At 72.8% G+C, this 16,212-nt stretch carries 15 protein-coding genes; 11 read left to right on the top strand and 4 right to left on the bottom strand.

Annotated elements, in window-relative coordinates:
* Nucleotides 1-159 precede the first annotated feature (159 nt).
* The 9 genes from ACERZO_RS19475 to ACERZO_RS19515 are packed head-to-tail and all read left to right on the top strand — an operon-like array spanning nt 160 to nt 9,711.
* On the top strand, nt 160-1,404 hold the full coding sequence (locus ACERZO_RS19475) for an ABC transporter substrate-binding protein (RefSeq protein WP_372666107.1): 1,245 nt from the start codon (nt 160-162) through the stop codon (nt 1,402-1,404).
* Nucleotides 1,401-2,414 (top strand): branched-chain amino acid ABC transporter permease, encoded by a 1,014-nt coding sequence (locus ACERZO_RS19480; protein ID WP_372666108.1) that lies wholly within the window; start codon nt 1,401-1,403, stop codon nt 2,412-2,414. The genes ACERZO_RS19475 and ACERZO_RS19480 overlap by 4 nt, the downstream gene beginning before the upstream one ends.
* Nucleotides 2,411-3,457 (top strand): branched-chain amino acid ABC transporter permease, encoded by a 1,047-nt coding sequence (locus ACERZO_RS19485; protein ID WP_372666109.1) that lies wholly within the window; start codon nt 2,411-2,413, stop codon nt 3,455-3,457. Before ACERZO_RS19480 ends, ACERZO_RS19485 begins: the two co-directional genes overlap by 4 nt.
* Nucleotides 3,454-4,188, top strand: a complete 735-nt coding sequence (locus ACERZO_RS19490; RefSeq protein WP_372666110.1) for an ABC transporter ATP-binding protein — start codon at nt 3,454-3,456, stop codon at nt 4,186-4,188. The genes ACERZO_RS19485 and ACERZO_RS19490 overlap by 4 nt, the downstream gene beginning before the upstream one ends.
* Nucleotides 4,175-4,876: an ABC transporter ATP-binding protein gene (locus tag ACERZO_RS19495; RefSeq protein WP_372666111.1), complete on the top strand. Its 702-nt coding sequence runs from the start codon at nt 4,175-4,177 to the stop codon at nt 4,874-4,876. The genes ACERZO_RS19490 and ACERZO_RS19495 overlap by 14 nt, the downstream gene beginning before the upstream one ends.
* Nucleotides 4,873-6,222 (top strand): MmgE/PrpD family protein, encoded by a 1,350-nt coding sequence (locus ACERZO_RS19500; protein ID WP_372666112.1) that lies wholly within the window; start codon nt 4,873-4,875, stop codon nt 6,220-6,222. Before ACERZO_RS19495 ends, ACERZO_RS19500 begins: the two co-directional genes overlap by 4 nt.
* On the top strand, nt 6,222-6,857 hold the full coding sequence (locus tag ACERZO_RS19505; RefSeq protein WP_372666113.1) for an aspartate/glutamate racemase family protein: 636 nt from the start codon (nt 6,222-6,224) through the stop codon (nt 6,855-6,857). Before ACERZO_RS19500 ends, ACERZO_RS19505 begins: the two co-directional genes overlap by 1 nt.
* Nucleotides 6,854-8,233, top strand: coding sequence for an FAD-dependent oxidoreductase (locus ACERZO_RS19510; protein WP_372666114.1), 1,380 nt, complete (start codon nt 6,854-6,856; stop codon nt 8,231-8,233). The genes ACERZO_RS19505 and ACERZO_RS19510 overlap by 4 nt, the downstream gene beginning before the upstream one ends.
* A gap of 8 nt (nt 8,234-8,241) precedes the next feature.
* A complete protein-coding gene (locus tag ACERZO_RS19515) occupies nt 8,242-9,711 on the top strand; it encodes a dihydroorotase (protein WP_372666115.1) in 1,470 nt (489 codons plus the stop codon).
* 71 nt (nt 9,712-9,782) lie between these two features.
* Here ACERZO_RS19515 and ACERZO_RS19520 read toward each other — a convergent pair whose 3' ends face one another.
* Both ACERZO_RS19520 and ACERZO_RS19525 read right to left on the bottom strand, forming a co-directional pair.
* The gene (locus ACERZO_RS19520) at nt 9,783-10,601 is read right to left on the bottom strand and encodes an IclR family transcriptional regulator (protein WP_372666116.1); all 819 of its coding nucleotides are present in this window, start codon (nt 10,599-10,601) and stop codon (nt 9,783-9,785) included.
* Between the two features lie 76 nt (nt 10,602-10,677).
* A complete protein-coding gene (locus ACERZO_RS19525; protein WP_372666117.1) occupies nt 10,678-13,329 on the bottom strand; it encodes an ATP-binding protein in 2,652 nt (883 codons plus the stop codon).
* A gap of 113 nt (nt 13,330-13,442) precedes the next feature.
* Here ACERZO_RS19525 and ACERZO_RS19530 point away from each other — a divergent pair, with 113 nt between their 5' ends.
* Both ACERZO_RS19530 and ACERZO_RS19535 read left to right on the top strand, forming a co-directional pair.
* Nucleotides 13,443-13,814, top strand: coding sequence for a cupin domain-containing protein (locus ACERZO_RS19530; protein ID WP_372666118.1), 372 nt, complete (start codon nt 13,443-13,445; stop codon nt 13,812-13,814).
* Nucleotides 13,815-13,829: 15 nt separating this feature from the next.
* Nucleotides 13,830-14,447: a DUF998 domain-containing protein gene (locus tag ACERZO_RS19535; RefSeq protein WP_372666119.1), complete on the top strand. Its 618-nt coding sequence runs from the start codon at nt 13,830-13,832 to the stop codon at nt 14,445-14,447.
* On the opposite strand, the gene ACERZO_RS19540 is transcribed toward ACERZO_RS19535, so the two are convergent.
* Together ACERZO_RS19540 and ACERZO_RS19545 are read right to left on the bottom strand one after the other, a co-directional pair.
* Entirely contained in the window at nt 14,425-15,603 is a 1,179-nt protein-coding gene (locus tag ACERZO_RS19540) for an NADH:flavin oxidoreductase (protein ID WP_372666120.1), read from the bottom strand. The two genes, ACERZO_RS19535 and ACERZO_RS19540, sit on opposite strands and share 23 nt — an antisense overlap.
* Complete coding sequence (locus tag ACERZO_RS19545) at nt 15,600-16,187, bottom strand: TetR/AcrR family transcriptional regulator (RefSeq protein ID WP_372666121.1); 588 nt, start codon at nt 16,185-16,187, stop codon at nt 15,600-15,602. Before ACERZO_RS19545 ends, ACERZO_RS19540 begins: the two co-directional genes overlap by 4 nt.
* Nucleotides 16,188-16,212 lie beyond the last annotated feature (25 nt).

The raw sequence follows: 16,212 nt of genomic DNA on the forward strand, positions 1-16,212 counted from the left end.
CGACGTCTCTCGGTGTTTCCCAAGTTCGCACTGATCGCACGTGTCCGTCAAGTTATGCGCAGATGTTGACCGGAAGTCGGGGCGGGTGTCACGATGACCCGCAACAAACCTGGCGTTTCGCTTAGCGGAACGACAGCCCTTCCAGTGGGAAGAGGTGACATGTCCGCACGAATGCTCGTCGCGGGACTCGGGGCGCTGGCCCTGCTCGCGACCGGGTGCGGGGGATCGGCTCCGATGGGAGCCGGGGGCGCCGCCGCGGGGCGGGACGAGGGCCCGGTCAAGATCGGGGCCCTGCACCCGGTCAGCGGCTCGAACGCGGTCGACGGCCTGCAGATGCGCCGCGGCGCGCAGCTCGCGGTCGACGCGATCAACGCGGCCGGTGGCATCAAGTCGCTCGGCGGCCGCAAGGTCGAGCTGCTCACGGGGGACACGCAGGGCAAGGCCGACATCGGGCAGAGCGAGGCCCAGCGGCTGATCTCGGCCGGCGCGGTGAGCCTGGTCGGCACCTACCAGAGCGCCGTGAGCACCAACGTCGCCGTCGTCGCCGAACGCAACCGGGTCCCGTTCGTGATGGACGTGACCGCCTCCGACGCGATCTTCTCCCACGGCTACCGGTACTCGTTCCGGGTGCAGCCGGGCAGCAAGGCGATCGCGACGGCCGCCGCCCAGTACCTGAAGGCGGTTTCGGACCAAGCGGGCAAGCCCGTGCGCAAGGTGGCGTTCCTGCACGAGCAGAGCGACTTCGGCAGCGGCGCGGCGGACGCCTTCACCGCGGCGGCCAAGCAGCTCGGCATCGGGGTCGGCCCGAACATCAGCTACGACGCCACCACCGTCAGCGACCTGACGGCCCAGCTCACGCAGGTCAAGGCCTCGGGCGCGGACGTGCTCGCGGTCGCCGGCTACTACCGCGACAGCCTGCTGGCGGCCAAGGCGATCGCTTCGGTGAAGCCGGACCTGAACGCGGTCTGGGGCGTCTCGAACGGTGCGTACGACCAGCCGAAGTTCGTCGCCGACGCGGCCGCGCTCGGCAACCTCTACTTCAGCACCAACTACCACTACGACGCGACGAACCCCGAAACCGTCGCGCTGCGCGAGAAGTACCAGAAGCTCTACGGCGACCCGATGCGCACCGGCGCGGTCCTGTCCTACGACGCGGTCCAGGTGATCGCGCACGGCGTGGAGCAGGCCGCGAGCACCGACCCGCAGAAGGTGCGGGACGCGATCGCCGCCTCCCAGGTGTCCCCGTTGACCGTGGGCCGCGGGCCGATCCAGTTCGCCTCCAACGGCGACAACCGCAACGCCTTCCCGGTGCTGATGCAGGTCCGGGACGGGCGGGTCCAGCAGGTGTATCCCCCCGAAAAAGCCGAATCCCGGCCCGACTACAGGGTGGCGTGGCGACCATGACCGAACTCGACACCGGGGCACCCGTCGTCCCCGAGACCGCACCACCCGACAAGAAGACCAAGGCGGACAGGGGTTTCCTCGGCCGATCCGGCATCGTCGCCGCCGTGCTCGTCGCCGCGATCGTCGTCGCGCTGCTGCAGTCGGGCAGCGGCCTGGTGGTCTGGCAGTCGGTGGTCACCGGCATCCTGACCGGCGGGCTGTACGGCCTGATCGCGATGGGCCTGACGCTGATCTTCGGTGTGCTCGACATCGTCAACTTCGCCCACGGCGCGTTCCTCACCGTGGCGATGTTCCTGTCCTTCGGGATGATCCAGGCGACCGGGCTCCACCCGTACCTGACGCTGATCGTCGCGGTGCCGGCGCTGTTCCTGCTCGGCGCGGCCGTGCACCGCGGGCTGCTGTCCGGGGCGGGCGGCGGGTCGCTGGAGAACCAGCTGCTGATCACGCTCGGCCTGTCGCTGCTGCTGGAGAACGGCCTGCTGATGTTCTTCGGCGCCGAGCCGAAGACGATCGACCTGCCCGGCGACTTCCAGTTCCCGTTGCTGGGCGCGGTCGTCGCGGGTTCGCGGCTGTACGCGTTCCTCGGCGCGATCGTGCTCGGCGGTCTCCTGTACTGGCTGCTGCGGCGGACCCGGCTGGGCACGGCGATCCGCGCGGTCGCGGCGAACGCCCCGGGCGCGGCGCTGGTCGGCATCAACGTCCGCCGGATGCACACGCTGACCTTCGCCATCGGCACGGCGTGCGCGGGGGCCGCGGCGGTGCTGGCCGGCCCGCTGGTCACGGTGACCCCGACGCTGGGGGAGCAGTTCAACATCACGGCGTTCGTGGTCGTGGTGCTGGGCGGGATGGGCAACGTCGTCGGCGCGCTCGTCGGCGGCCTGCTGATCGGCCTGGTCGAGCAGCTCACGACCATCTACCTCGGCGGCCAAAGTTCCCTGCTGGGCGTCTTCGTGGTGTTCCTGCTCGTGCTGTTCCTCCGTCCGCAGGGCCTGTTCGGGAGGCGCGCATGAGCATCACCATCGAGGCGCCCGCCGGTTCCGCGGAAGCCGTCAAGGCGCCGCCCCTGCGCCCGCAGAACAAGCAGCTCGCCATCCTCGCGATTCTTGTCCTGGTCGCGATCCCGCTGCCGCTGATCCTTCCCCCGGCGCAGGGCGCGGTCGCCGTCCGGATCCTGATCTTCCTGCTGATGGCCGTCGGCTGGAACATCATGAGCGGCTTCGGCGGGATGTTCAGCTTCGGCCACGCCGCGTACTTCGGCCTCGGTGCCTACACGAGTGCGTACCTGCTGGTGAAGCACAACGTGTCGCCGTGGATCGGGATGCTGGCCGGGATGGCGGTGGCCGCCGCGGTCGCCGTGGTCATCGGCTACTTCTCCTTCCGCTACAAGCTTCAAGGCGCGTACTTCGCGCTGGCGACGTTCGCGTTCGCCGAGATGCTCCGGCTGATCGTCACGAGCAGTGCGTTCGCGAACAAGGCCGTCGGGTTCAGCGTGCCGCTGATCCAGGACTCGTCGCTGTGGCTGATCCAGTTCCCGGCCGGCTCACCCGCTTACTTCTGGGTGGCGCTGGTGCTGGCCGGGGCGGCGGTCGCGATCAGCATCGTCTTCCTGCACTCGCGGGCCGGCCGGTACGTCACGGCGATCCGCGACGACGAACTGGCGGCCGCATCCCTGGGCGCCCCCGTGTTGCGGCACAAGCTGCTGACGGTCGCGCTGTCCGCGGCGATCACCGCCGTGGCGGGCGCGTTCTACACGCAGTACTACCTGTTCGTGAACCCCGACCTCGGCTTCGGCTCGGCCATCTCGATCCAGGCCATCGTGCCCGTCGTCATCGGCGGCATCGGCACCGTGTGGGGCCCGGTGGTCGGCGCGATCATCATCGGGTCGCTCACCGACGTCACGGCGACGCTGCTGCGCACCCCACCGGAGTTCCTGGGCTTCCTGCAGGGCCGCAGCGGCCTCGACGTCGTGCTGTACGCGGTGCTCGTGATCCTGATCGTCCGGTTGCTGCCCAAGGGGATCGTCGGAACTCTCGCTGCGAGGTGGCGTCGATGAGCATCGTCGAGGTGAGCGGCGTCGGCAAGGCGTTCCGCGGCGTGCACGCCCTGTCCGATGTGGACTTGACCGTCGCCGAGGGCGAGATCCTCGGCGTCATCGGGCCGAACGGCGCGGGCAAGACCACTCTCTTCAACGTGATCTCCGGCGCGCTGAGCCCGGACACCGGCCGGGTGCGGCTGGCGGGTGACGACGTCACCGGCCGCGCCCCCGACCGGATCGCCCGCGCCGGCATGGTCCGCACGTTCCAGCTGATGCGGCCCTTCGCGAGCATGACCGTGGCGCAGAACGTCAGCCTCGCCGCCCAGCACCACCGCCTGAGCGCGAAGAAGCTGCGGGAGCACGCGCTCGATGTCGTAGACCGTGTCGGGCTCGGGCCGTGGGCGCACCGCAACGCGACCGACCTGCCGACCGCCGGGCTCAAGCGCCTCGAGCTGGCCCGCGCGCTGGCGACCCGGCCCAAGGTGCTGCTGCTCGACGAGGTACTCGCCGGGCTCGTCCCGGCCGAACGCGAGCCGGTGCTCGACCTGCTCGCCGCCCTGCGCGAGCAGGAGGGCGTCACGCTGGTGTTCATCGAGCACATCATGGCCGCGGTGATGCGGCTGGCCGACCGCGTCCTCGTGCTCGACCAGGGCCGCGTGCTGGCCGTCGGCGCGCCGGCCGAGGTGACCAGCGACCCGCGCGTCATCGACGCCTACCTCGGTGAGGAGCCGACCCATGCTGACGCTTGAGAAGGTGTGCGCCGGGTACGGGCGGATGCGGATCCTGCACGACGTCGACCTGCACCTCGACGCGGGCGAGATCGTCGCGCTGGTCGGCGCGAACGGCGCGGGCAAGACGACGACGTTGCGCAGCATCTGCGGGCAGCTCAAGCCGCTGTCGGGCCGCGTCACGCTCGACGGTTCGTCCACCGCGGGCCGCCGTCCCGACCAGCTGGTGCGCGAGGGGCTGGTGCACGTGCCCGAGGACCGGGCGCTGTTCGGCACGCTCACCGTCGAGGAGAACCTGCGGATGGGCGCGTGGACCCGCACGCCCGCGCAGGCCGCTTCGTCGCTGAACGAGGTTTACAAGCTGTTCCCGGTGCTCGCCGAGCGCCGGACGCAGCTCGCCCAGACGTTCAGCGGCGGGCAGCAGCAGATGCTCGCGATCGGCCGCGCGCTGATGGCCGGGCCGCGGCTGCTGATGCTCGACGAGCCGTCGACCGGCCTTTCGCCGAAACTGACCTGGACGGTCCTGGAAGCGGTGCAGCGCATCCGGGACAACGGCGTGGCGGTGCTGCTGGTCGAGCAGAACGCGAAGCAGGCGCTGGCCATCGCCGACCGGGCGTACGTGCTGGAAAGCGGCTCGACCGTCCTGCAGGGCACCGGCGCCGAGCTGGCCGGCGACCAGCGCGTCAGGAAGGCGTACTTGGGACTGTGAAACGCGAACAAGCCGCTTCGGCGACCGCGTCGCTGGGAGCCTGGGTGTCCGAACTGGACGTCGCGAGCGTGCCGGCCACGGTAATCGACCGGCTGTCCCTCGTCCTGCTCGACGTCGTCGGCGTCACCGCATTGGGTGCTTCGCTGCCGGAGCAGCGGTCCCTGGTCGACGCCTGGCGGGCGCCGGCCGGTCCGGCGCCGCTGATCGGCGGCGGACGGCTGGTGACGACCGACGCGGCGGCCTGGCTCAACGGCGTCGCGCTCGTCTCGCTGGAGCTGGACGAGGGCCACAAGTACGCCAAGGGCCACCCCGCCGCGCACGGTTTCCCCGCGGTGCTGGCGCTGGCGGCCGAGCTGGACAGCACGGGCGCGGACACGGCGGCGGCGCTGCTGGCCGCCTACGAGGTGGCCGCGCGGTTCGGCCGCGCGACGACCCTGCGCGCGGGCGCGCACCCGCACGGCAGCTGGGGCGTCCCCGGCGCGGCGGCCGGGTGCGCGCGGCTGCTCGGGCTCCCGCCCGGCGCGGCCGCGGCGGCGATCGACACGGCGGCCGGCCTGGTGATGGCCGGACACTTCGACTCGGCGACCCAGGGCAACCCGGTGCGCAACGCGTGGCTGGGCGCGTCGGCGACGTCCGGCCTCGCGGCCGCGCGGATGGCGGCCGCCGGGATGGCCCGCACGACCGGCACCGCCGCGCTCTCCCTCGGCACGCTGCTCGGTTCGCTGGACGCGGGAGAGCTGGCCGCGGAGCTGGGCACCCGCTGGGACATCACCCGCGGGTACTTCAAGCGGCACGCGTCCTGCTCCTTCACCCACCCCGCCGCGGACGCCGTGCTCGAACTGCGGTCGCGGCCCCGGTTCCGGGTCGACGGCATCACGCGCATCCTGGTGGAGACCCACGTCCTCGGCGCCGGGTTGTCCGATGTGGACTGGACGAACCGGCTCTCGGCGATGTTCTCGACGCCGTTCGTGGTGGCGACCGCCGCGCTGACGGGCGAGGTCGGGCCGGAAAGCCCGCTCGGCGACGCGGGCGTGCGGGCGCTGGCGAGCCGGGTGCGGCTCGTCGAGGCCGCCGACCTCACCGCGCGCCTCCCGGACGAGCGGGCCGCCCGCGTGACCGTCGTGCTCGACGACGGCACGTCGCTGACCTGCGAAGTCCCCAACCCGGTCGGTGACGCCGACCACCGTCCGCTGACCGAGCCCGATCTGGTCGGCATGCTCGGGACGTGGCTGCCCGGGCCGGTCGTCGCCCGCGCCGCCGCGCTCGGCCACGCCCTGCCCGGCCTGCCCCGCGTCGGCGCGGCGCTGCGCGCGCTGGCCGGAACCGAAGAGAAGGAGCCGAACTGATGCGTGCCCTCGCGGTGACGCCCATCCACCTGCCGCCCGAGGAGATCCGGCGGCGGCAGGAGCGCTACGACCGGCTCGCCCCGCCCGGTCTGACGATCGAGCTGCGGGACGTCGGCCCGGCCGCGCCGGCCACTTTGGACACCGGTGAGTCCGTGCGCGCGTCCGAACGCGAGGTCGCCGCGGCGCTCGCGGCCGCCGGCGACGGCTGGGACCTGGCCTTCCCGGACTGCGTGCTCGACCCGGCCGTCCCCGACGCCGTCGCGGAGCCGCCGTTGCCGGTGCACGGCCTGCTCAAGCTGTCGGCGACCTACCTCGCCGCGAAGGGCGTCCGGTTCGGCGCGGTCGTGCGCAACGAGGCCATCGCCGAGGAGTTCGCCAAGCGCATCGCCGCCTACCGGCTGACCGAGTACTTCGTCGGCGTCCGCGTGCTGGACCTGCCGTTCTCCGCGATCGCCGAGACCGAGACGTGGAACGCCGCCCTCGGCACGGCGGTGCACGAACTCGCCGCGCTGGGGGCAGGGGCGGTCATCAACGGCTGCTCGGCGGTCGACGTCGAGCCCGCCGACCTGCCCGCGCGGATCGTCGACCCGACCGAGTTGGCGATGCGGCTGCTGACCGTGGAGGGAGTTTCGTGACCGACGGACCCGACCTCGTCGTCGCCGGGGCGGGCGGCGGGCTCGCCGGTGCCTTGCGGGCCGCTGAGCTGGGGCTTTCGGTACTCGTCGTGGAGGCGAGCGAGCACTTCCGGCGCGGCAACAACACGTCGATGTCCACGGCGATGTTCCCCGGCGCGGGCTCCCGCTGGCAGGCCTCGGAGGGCGTCGACGACTCGCCCGAGAAGTTCGTCGCGGACATCATGGCGAAGACGCACGGCCAAGCCGACGCTCGGCTGGCCCGCACCCTGGCCGAGGCGAGCGCCCCGCTGGTCGAGTGGCTGGCCGACTCCGCCGGGCTGCCGCTGTCCCTGGTGACGGACTTCAACTACCCCGGCCACTCCGTACCCCGGTGCCACACGATCCCGGGCCGGCACGGCTCCGGCGTCATCGACCACCTCGCGCGCCGCGTGACCGAGCACGAGCACATCGAACTGCTCGCCCCCGCCCGGCTCGTCGACGTCCTGTCCGATGTGGACGGTGTGCGGGCGGTCGTGGTCCGGTACCCGGACGGGACCGAAGAGGAGATCCCGACCCGGGCGGTCCTGCTGGCCACCAACGGGTTCGGAGCCGACGCCGACCTCGTCGCGCAGCACCTGCCGGAGATCTCGGGGGCGCTGTACCAGGGGAGTGACCAGTCGCTCGGGGACGCGCTGCGCATCGGTGAGAAGCTGGGCGCCGCGACCGGGTTCCTCGACGCGTACCAGGGCCACGGCGCGGTTTCCGCGGCCGCCGGCACCCTCGTCGGCTGGGCGACGATCATCCACGGCGGCTTCCTCGTCGATCTTGAGGGCCGCCGCTTCGGCAACGAGACCCGCGGCTATTCCGAGTACGCCGCCGAGCTGGCCGCGCGCCCCGGGTCGACCGGCTGGATCGTGCTCGACGAGACGATCTTCGAGCAGTGCCAGCCGTTCCAGGACTTCCGGGACGTGGTGTCGGCCGGTGCGCTCGTCTGGGCCGACGACGCTTGTGGGCTCGCTTCGGCGACCGCTCTGCCGCCGGACGCCCTGGAGGCGGAAATCGCCGCGGCGGCCGCGATCGCGCGCGGCTCACAGGCCGATGAACACGGCCGCACCCACTGGGAGCGGCCGCTTTCGGGCCGGCTCGCCGCGGTCCGCGTCGTGCCCGCGCTCTTCCACACCCAGGGCGGGCTGCTGGTCGACGAGCACGCCGCCGTCGTCGACCACGACGACCGCCCGATCCCCGGGCTCTACGCCGCGGGCGGCGCCGCGGCGAGCATCTCCGGCCACGGCGCCGCCGGCTACCTGCCCGGCAACGGGCTCCTGCCCGCCTTCGGGCTCGCCTACCTGGCCGCCGGCGACGTCGCCCGGCGCCTGACTTCGAACACCGCAAGCTGAGGAGAGAAATGGCCACCACGGAACTGCTCGTGAAGAACGTCCGGGTCGTCCGCCCGGACGACGCCGACGGGTCCGAGCCCGAACTGCTGGACATCGCCGTGAACGACGGCACGATCACGCGCGTGGCGCCGAACCTGCCTACCGACGACGTCGCGCAGGTCGTCGACGGCCGCGGGCTGCTCGCCTTCCCCGGCGTGGTCGACGCCCACCAGCACTGGGGCATCTACAACGAGCTGGCCACCGACACCCGCACCGAGAGCCGCGCGAGCGCGCAGGGCGGCGTCACGACGTCGCTGACGTACATGCGCACCGGCCAGTACTACCTGAACAAGGGCGGCAGCTACCGCGACTTCTTCCCCGAGGTGCTGAGCGCGTCGGAAGGCAATGCCTACGTCGACTACGCCTTCCACCTCGCGCCGATGAGCTCGCAGCACATCTCCGAAATCCCGTACCTGGTCGAGGAATTCGGCGTCACGTCGTTCAAGATCTTCATGTTCTACGGCAGCCACGGCCTGCACGGGCGCTCGACCAGCCAGAGCGACTTCCTGATGATCCCGCCGGACGAGCGCTACGACATCGCGCACTTCGAGTTCGTCATGCGCGGGGTGCAGCACGCGCGCGAGGTGCTGACCGAGTACGCGCCGCACCTTTCGCTGTCGCTGCACTGCGAAACGGCCGAGATCATGACCGCCTACACGAAGCTGGTCGAGCAGGACAGCTCGCTGTCGGGCCTGCGGGCCTACAGCGCGTCGCGCCCGCCGCACTCCGAAGGCCTGGCCGTCACCATCGCGTCCTACCTGGCGCACGAGACCGGGCTGCCGAACATCAACCTGCTGCACCTGTCGTCGGAGAAGGCGCTGTCGGCCGCGCTGACGATGGCGAAGGCGTTCCCGCACATCGACTTCCGGCGCGAGGTGACGATCGGGCACCTGCTGGCCGATGTGGACACCGCGTCGGGCATCGGCGGCAAGGTCAACCCGCCGCTGCGCGAGCGCGAGGACGTCGAGGCGCTGTGGCGGCACGTGCTCGCCGGCGACGTCGACTGGGTGGTCAGCGACCACGCGTGCTGCCGCGACGAGCTGAAGTTCGGTGCGGACCGCGACGACGTCTTCCTGGCGAAGTCCGGCTTCGGCGGTGCCGAGTACCTGCTGCCCGGGCTGGTCGGCGAAGGCGTCAAGCGCGGCCTTTCGCTGCAGCGGATCGCGCAGCTGACGTCGCAGAATCCCGCGCGCCGCTACGGGCTGCTGAAGAAGGGTGACATCGCCGAGGGCTTCGACGCCGACTTCGCACTGGTCGACCCGGACGTCCGCTGGACCGTCCGCGCGGCGGAGTCCGAGTCGACGCAGGAGTACACGCCGTTCGAGGGCTTCGACATGACAGCGAAGGTGACCGACACGTTCGTGCGCGGCCACCACGTGTTCGCCGACGGCAAGATCACCGGCGACCCGGTGGGCAAGTACCTCAAGCGCGGCCGCTGACCCCCGCACCGCTGTAGTGAATGACTCATTCCTGTCGCCAGGCGACAGGAATGAGTCATTCACTACGTTCCCTACCGGCCGCCCGGCTCCTGCAGCCAGGCCCAGCTCTGCCGGATCTCGGCCGCCGCTTCGCGCACGAGATCGCGGTAGCGGCCGACGGCGTCGGGGGTGAAGCGGTACTGCGGACCGCAGATGCTGATCGAGCCGTGCACCTCGCCGTCCGGCCCGAACAGGGGAGCGGCGACGGACCCGGCACCGGGCTGCCGTTCGCCGAGCGAGACGGCGACGCCGTCGCGGGCCACCTCGGCGAGGGCCTCGCGCAGCCGTTCGGCGGTGGTGATCGTGTGCTCGGTCAGCGCGGGGAGTTCCCGGTGCAGCACGGCTTCCCGGCGGTCTTCGGGCAGCGACGCGAGGATCACCTTGCCGGAGGAGCCGGCGTGCAGCGGGAACCGGCGGCCGAGCTCGACGGTCATCTTGATCTCGCGCGGGCTCTCGAACTGGTCGAGGTACACGCGTTCGTCGCCGACCAGACCGGACAGGGTGGTCGTCTCCCCGGTTTCGTCCCGCAGCCGGCGCAGGACGGGCGTGGCGGCGACGCGGGCGTCGAACCGCCGCAGGGCGCTCGCCCCCAGCGCCACGGCCGCGGGCCCGAGCCGGTAGCCGGCGACGTTCGGATCGGTGGCCAGCATCTCGCGCGAGACGAGCGACTGCAGGATCCGGTAGACGACGGCCTTGGACAGGTCGAGCTCCCGGCTGATCGTGCTGACGCCCAGGTACCGGGGGCCACCGGTGAAGAGCAGCAGCACATCGGCCACCCGCGCGGCGGCCTCGGTGCCGGCGTTGTCCGACGGCGTGGCGGGCTTGCGCCCGGCGGTACTGTTGACGGCCAAGCTCGTGGTCCTCAGAACTGTTTCGCTGACAGGAACGTTTTCCGGCCTATCGTAGCACTTTGCCCGTTCAGCTCGCTTAGCTTGTTCCGGTGGGCGATACGCTCGCCGCCGCTTCGAACTCGGCGCCGAGGGCGGCGAACTGGTGGGCGGCGTCCTCGAACAGTCCGGTTTCGCCGGTGCGACGGGCTCGGGCGCGGGTCAGGGCCGACGCCGTCCAGCGGTTGTGTTCCGCGTGACGCTCGGCGCGGGCGAGGTGCCGCCCGGCGTCCGGCACGTCGAGCACCACGGCGAGTTCGGCGGCCAGGCCGGCGGCGTATCCGTCGAAGCGGCCGGGGGCGAAGTCCGCGCCGACGTCGGGGAACACGTCGGCGAGGCCGGTGCCGGTGTGCAAGGCGACGCGAGCGCGGACGAAGGCGTCCAGCGGCGCGAGGTTGGCGGACCCGGTGGGCGTGGCGACGCCCGCGACGGCGGCGGCGCGCGTCCGCCAGCGGCGCAGGCCGGGCTCGTCGCCGGACAGGCCGGCGGCCAGTGCCGCGGCGAGCAGCGGCACGCCGAGGGTGGCGTTGCGCGGGGTGCCGTCGGTGGCGTGCCACATCCGTTCGGCGAGTTCGAGGGCGTCTTCGAAGCGGCCGGTCAGCGCGAGGGTGGTGACGAGGCCGCTCGTTCCCCAGTAGGGGTGCCCGGCGAGCGCGGGGTCACCGGCGGCGCGTCGGGCGACGCGGGCGGCGTCGGACAGCGCGCCGGTGGCGATGGCGTAGGTGATGTCGGACCGGAAGGCATCGAGCACTTCGAGAGCCGCGCGGGGATCGGTCCGATCGGCGGCGGTGACGAGTTCGAGGCGCTCATGGGTGGTGCGGTGAGCCAGATCGGGCCGGCCGTCGAGGGCGTGCGCGGTACACCGCGCGTCGAGGGCGGCGCTGAGCAGGAGCGGATCCCGGACAGCGGCGGCAACGGCCCGGTCGGCGGCTTCGAGGGTGACGGACTGCGGGCCGTCCCCGGAGCGCCACGCTTCGGCGACCGCGACATGCGCTTCGGCCGCGGGGATCCCGATGGAGAGTTCGGCGGCTTCGGCGAGCATGCGATCGAGTTCGGCTTCGGGCACGGGATCGGTGATGAACCCGGCGCCCTGGAACCGTTCGGCGAGAACGACGGCGGAGGCAAGACAGCTCGCCCGCGCACCAGGATCGCCACCGGCTGCGGCGGCTCCGCCGCGGCGGTCGTCGCCGGTGGGCTCGGCGGACGCCGCGCCACCCGCGCGCTCGGCCGCCTCCACCAGCACGTCGTAATGATCCCGCGCATGGCTCAGCAAGTGCGCGCAACTACCCGCCCGGGCCAAATCCTCCGCCACGACCGCCGCTGCCGGGGCCGAGTTCGCCGCCGTGCGCCAATGGGCCGCCGCCTCCGCCACGAACCCTCGCGCGTAAGCCAGCCTCGCCAGATCCGCGGCCAGATCGTGGTCCGCGTCCGCACACGCTCGCAGGTCGTCGGCCACCCGGTCGAACTCGTCGCGCCAGTCGCCGCCCAACCGGGCGATCAGCTCCCGGGCCCGTCGAGCCGCCCACCTCCGGTACCGCTCGGTCACCACCTCGTCCAGCTGCTCGCGCGCGAACCGGGCCACCCCGTCGGCGAGGGTCCACCGGCCCGATCCCGCCGTCACCAGCGACTTGTCCACCAGCCGCCCCAGCACGTCGGACACCGCGCCGACCGACAGGTCCGGCGACAACGCCGCCACGCCGTCGAGGTCGAAGCCGTGCCGGAACCGGGACACCCGGGCCAGCACCGTCTTCTCCTCCTCGGTCAGCAGACGGTGGCTCCACTCCAGCACCGACCGCAGCGACCGGTGCCGCGCTTCCCCGCGCCCCGCCGCCAGCACCCGCAACGGGTCGTCGGCCAGGCCCGCTCGCAGCCCGTCGATCCCCAGCGACGCCACCCGCGCCGCCGCCAGCTCGATCGCCAGCGGTGCGCCGCCCAGCGACCGGCACAGTTCGGCCACCTGCGCCGGGTCGGCGTCGAACGCCGGGTCGACGGCCTTCGCCCGGTCCGTGAACAGCGCCACCGCCTCGCCGGCCAGCGGCCCGAGCTGCAGCACCGTCTCGCCGGGCACGCCGAGCCGTTCCCGGCTGGTCGTCAGCACGCTCAGCTCCGGGTTCGCCGCGGTCAGCGCGGTGATCACGTCGGCGACGTCGTCGGCCACGTGCTCACAGTTGTCCAGTACCAGCAGGACCCGGCCGGCGAGCGCCCCGGCGACGGCGTCCGCCAAGGGCTGCTGCGGCCGCGGCACGACACCGAGCCCGGCCGCCACCGACTCGAGCACCGAACCCGGCCTGCTGGGCACGAGGTTGACGAAGGTCGCCGGGAAGCCCGCCGCTTCGGTCGCCACCACGGCCAGCCGCGTCTTCCCGGCCCCGCCCGGCCCGAGGATCGTCGTCACCCGGCTTTCGGCCACCAGCCGCACCACGGCGTCGCGCTCGGCCGTCCGCCCGACGAAGCTGGTCGACGGCCGCGGCGCGCCGGCCACCAGCCCCGGTGCCGCCGCCGGAACCGGGGCTCGCGTGGCCAGCTCCCGCCGGTCGCGGGCGTCCAGCTTGCGCAGCAACGCGGACACGTGACTCTCGACGGTCCGCACCGACACGTAGAGCCGCTCGGCGATCTCGGCGTTGGTCAGCCGGTCCGCGACGGCCAGCAGGACCTCGCGTTCGCGCGGCGAGATCGTCGGCGCGGTCGGCATGGCACGGAGTATGCCGCACCGCCTTCTCCGTGGCGGAATCCGTGGTCACCACGGATGCCCCCGTACCGCCCCCGGCCCGAGGATGGCCTCCACACCCCGAAAGGAGCTTTCCCATGGTGGTCATCGCGAAGGAAGACGACCTGCGCATCGGCAGCGGCCGCACCGCCCGGTTCGAAGGCGAGCCCTACGGCTCGGGCATCTCGTTCTTCCACGTCCACAACACCGAAGGACAGGGCCCGACCGCCCACGTCCACCCGTACTCCGAGACCTGGGTGGTGCTGGCGGGCGAGGCGCTGATCCGCACCGCCGACGGCGAGGCGGCGGCCCACCAGGGCGACGTCGTGGTCGTCGGCGCGGGCACCGCGCACGCGTTCCGCGCGGTCGGCCCCGAGCCGCTGCGGATGATGTGCATCCACGCTTCGCCCCGCATCGAGCAGGACTTCCTCGACGACGCCGCGGCCGCCGAAGCCGGCGTCACCTTCTGAAAGGACCCGCAAGTCATGACTGCCACCCTCACCCGCCCCGCCGCCACGACGTCCACGCGCCTGACCTGCCTGGCCGTCGCGGCTCCGCTGTGGGCCACCGTCTCGCTGGTCCAGGCCGCCACGCGCGACGGCTTCGACCTGACCCGCCACCCGCTGAGCTCGCTCAGCACCGGCTCGCTCGGCTGGCTGCAGATCGCGAACTTCGTGCTCGCCGGCGTGCTCATCCTGACCGGCGCCGGCCGCTTCGGGTTCGGCAAGGCGGTACCGCGCCTGCTCGGCGGCTACGGCGTGGGCATGATCGCCGCGGGCCTCTTCCCACCGGACGCGGGCAACGGCTTCCCCGCCGGCACCCCCGCGGGGCCACCGACGACGGTGTCCTGGCACGCGATCGGCCACATGGCGGCGGGCAGCGTCTCGTTCTTCGCCCTGATCGCCGCGTGCTACGTGCTCGCCCGCCACTTCGCCCGCGCCGGCCGCCGCGGCGACGCGACGCTGTCGGTCATCGCCGGAACGGCGCTCCTGCTCGGCGACGGCTGGGCCATGTCGGGCGGCCGAGCCGGTTCCCTGACGCTCGCCGTCGGCGCGATCACCGCCATGCTCTGGATCTCGGTCACCGCGGCCCGCGTTCGGTGAGCACGCACCGCGTCCCGCGGTAGATCGTCGGCATGCACCGGTTGCAGTGGACGCACCGGCCGCGGACCCCCGCGTCCGCCCGCATGCGATCGACCAGGTCGGGCTCGCGCAGCAACGCCCGGGCCAGCGCGACGAACGCGAACCCCTCCGCCATCGCCAGGTTCATCGTCTCCACCGTGGTGATCCCGCCGAGCAGGATCAGCGGCAGGTCCAGCGCGGCGCGGAACCGGCGGGCCCGGTCGAGCAGGTACGCCTCGCGGTACGGGTATTCGCGCAGGAAGAACCGGCCGCCGAGACGCAGGCCCAGGCGGACCGGCTGGGGGAACGCCGCCGCGAAGTCGCGGACCGGGGCGTCGCCCGTGAACAGGTACATCGGGTTGAGCAGCGAACTCCCGGCGGTCAGTTCCAGGGCGTCGACCGTGCCGTCCGCCTCCAGCCAGCGAGCCAACTCGATGCTTTCGGCCGGCTGGAACCCGCCGGGGACACCGTCGTCCATGTTCAGCTTGGCGGTGATCGCGAGGCGGTCGCCGACGGCGTCGCGCACCGCCCGGGCGATCGCCAGGGCGAGGCGCGCGCGGTTGGCGAGACTGCCGCCGTAGGCGTCGGTGCGGTGGTTGAGCCGCGGGCTGAGGAACGCGCTCACGAGGTAGTTGTGTCCGAAGTGGATTTCCACGGCGTCGAACCCGGACGCCAGCGCGGTGCGGGCCGCCTCCGCGTGCGCTTCGACGATGCGGTCGAGGTCCGCGGGGGTGGGCGCGCGCGTCGGGCGCAGGCCGAGCGGGCTGAACCGGCGGGTCGGCGACAGCGCGGGCAACCGGTTCGACGCCGCGTTCGCCACCGGTCCGGCGTGCCCGATCTGCGCGCAGGCCGCCGCCCCTTCGGCGTGGATCGCATCGGTGAAGCGGCGCAGTCCCGGGACCGCCTCGGGCCGCATCCAGATCTGGTGGCGGTCCGTGCGGCCTTCCGGCGACACCGCGCAGTAGGCCAGCGTGGTCATCCCGACGCCACCACGGGCCGGCCGGAGGTGGTACTCGATCAGCTCGTCGGTGATGAGCGCGTCCGGCGTCCGGCCTTCGAAGGTGGCCGCCTTGATCACGCGGTTGCGCAGCTCGACCGGGCCGAGGCGGGCCGGCGCGAAGACGTCCGGCGCGCTCACGGCGCGTCCAGCCCGGCGACGACGAACGACCGCACCGCGGCGAGCGGGAGCCCCGGCGGGCGGGGGGCCGGCGCGGCCGGCGTGCCGAACACCTGCAGCAGCAACTGGAACGCGAGGGTCCACCGGCCGGCCGCCTGCTCCGCGGTCAGGTCCGGCCGGGCCGCGCGCAGCAGATCGATCCACGGGTCCAGGCTGAACCAGGGCGACTGCCAGTGCATCCGCTGCCCGGACAGAAGGACCCGGGCGAGCAGGTGCAGCCGGAGGTGGCCGACCGGGTCGGCGGCCAGCCCGGCCAGCGGCGCGAGGACGGCGTCGGCCAGGTCCGCCGCCGCGGGCACCCAGCCCTCCTGCCGGCGGCGCTCGACGTCGTCGAGCACGTCCCGCCAGACGGGCGCGAGCCGGTCCTCCAGCATCGCCGCGACCAGCGCGTCCTTCGAACCGAAGTGGTAGTGGACGGCCGCCGGGTTGAGCCCGGCCGCCGTGCAGATCGCCCGGACGGACACGCGTTCGTAGCCGGAGTCCAGCAGCAGCCGTTCCGCGGTGGCCAGCAGCCGGTCCCGCGTCGAGTCGATCGTTTCCGCCATCCGCCGAGTACACCACTGCGCGGGC

This window comes from Amycolatopsis kentuckyensis (genome assembly GCF_041679295.1).
Taxonomy (GTDB): domain Bacteria; phylum Actinomycetota; class Actinomycetes; order Mycobacteriales; family Pseudonocardiaceae; genus Amycolatopsis; species Amycolatopsis kentuckyensis_A.

Bases quoted from the DNA above. Each gene is read 5' to 3' on its own strand.
- ACERZO_RS19475 (WP_372666107.1), top strand. From the start codon at position 160: ATGTCCGCACGAATGCTCGTCGCGGGACTCGGGGCGCTGGCCCTGCTC.
- ACERZO_RS19495 (WP_372666111.1), top strand. From the start codon at position 4,175: ATGCTGACGCTTGAGAAGGTGTGCGCCGGGTACGGGCGGATGCGGATC.
- ACERZO_RS19515 (WP_372666115.1), top strand. From the start codon at position 8,242: ATGGCCACCACGGAACTGCTCGTGAAGAACGTCCGGGTCGTCCGCCCG.
- ACERZO_RS19545 (WP_372666121.1), bottom strand. From the start codon at position 16,187: ATGGCGGAAACGATCGACTCGACGCGGGACCGGCTGCTGGCCACCGCG.
- ACERZO_RS19480 (WP_372666108.1), top strand. From the start codon at position 1,401: ATGACCGAACTCGACACCGGGGCACCCGTCGTCCCCGAGACCGCACCA.
- ACERZO_RS19530 (WP_372666118.1), top strand. From the start codon at position 13,443: ATGGTGGTCATCGCGAAGGAAGACGACCTGCGCATCGGCAGCGGCCGC.
- ACERZO_RS19485 (WP_372666109.1), top strand. From the start codon at position 2,411: ATGAGCATCACCATCGAGGCGCCCGCCGGTTCCGCGGAAGCCGTCAAG.
- ACERZO_RS19525 (WP_372666117.1), bottom strand. From the start codon at position 13,329: ATGCCGACCGCGCCGACGATCTCGCCGCGCGAACGCGAGGTCCTGCTG.
- ACERZO_RS19505 (WP_372666113.1), top strand. From the start codon at position 6,222: ATGCGTGCCCTCGCGGTGACGCCCATCCACCTGCCGCCCGAGGAGATC.
- ACERZO_RS19535 (WP_372666119.1), top strand. From the start codon at position 13,830: ATGACTGCCACCCTCACCCGCCCCGCCGCCACGACGTCCACGCGCCTG.
- ACERZO_RS19490 (WP_372666110.1), top strand. From the start codon at position 3,454: ATGAGCATCGTCGAGGTGAGCGGCGTCGGCAAGGCGTTCCGCGGCGTG.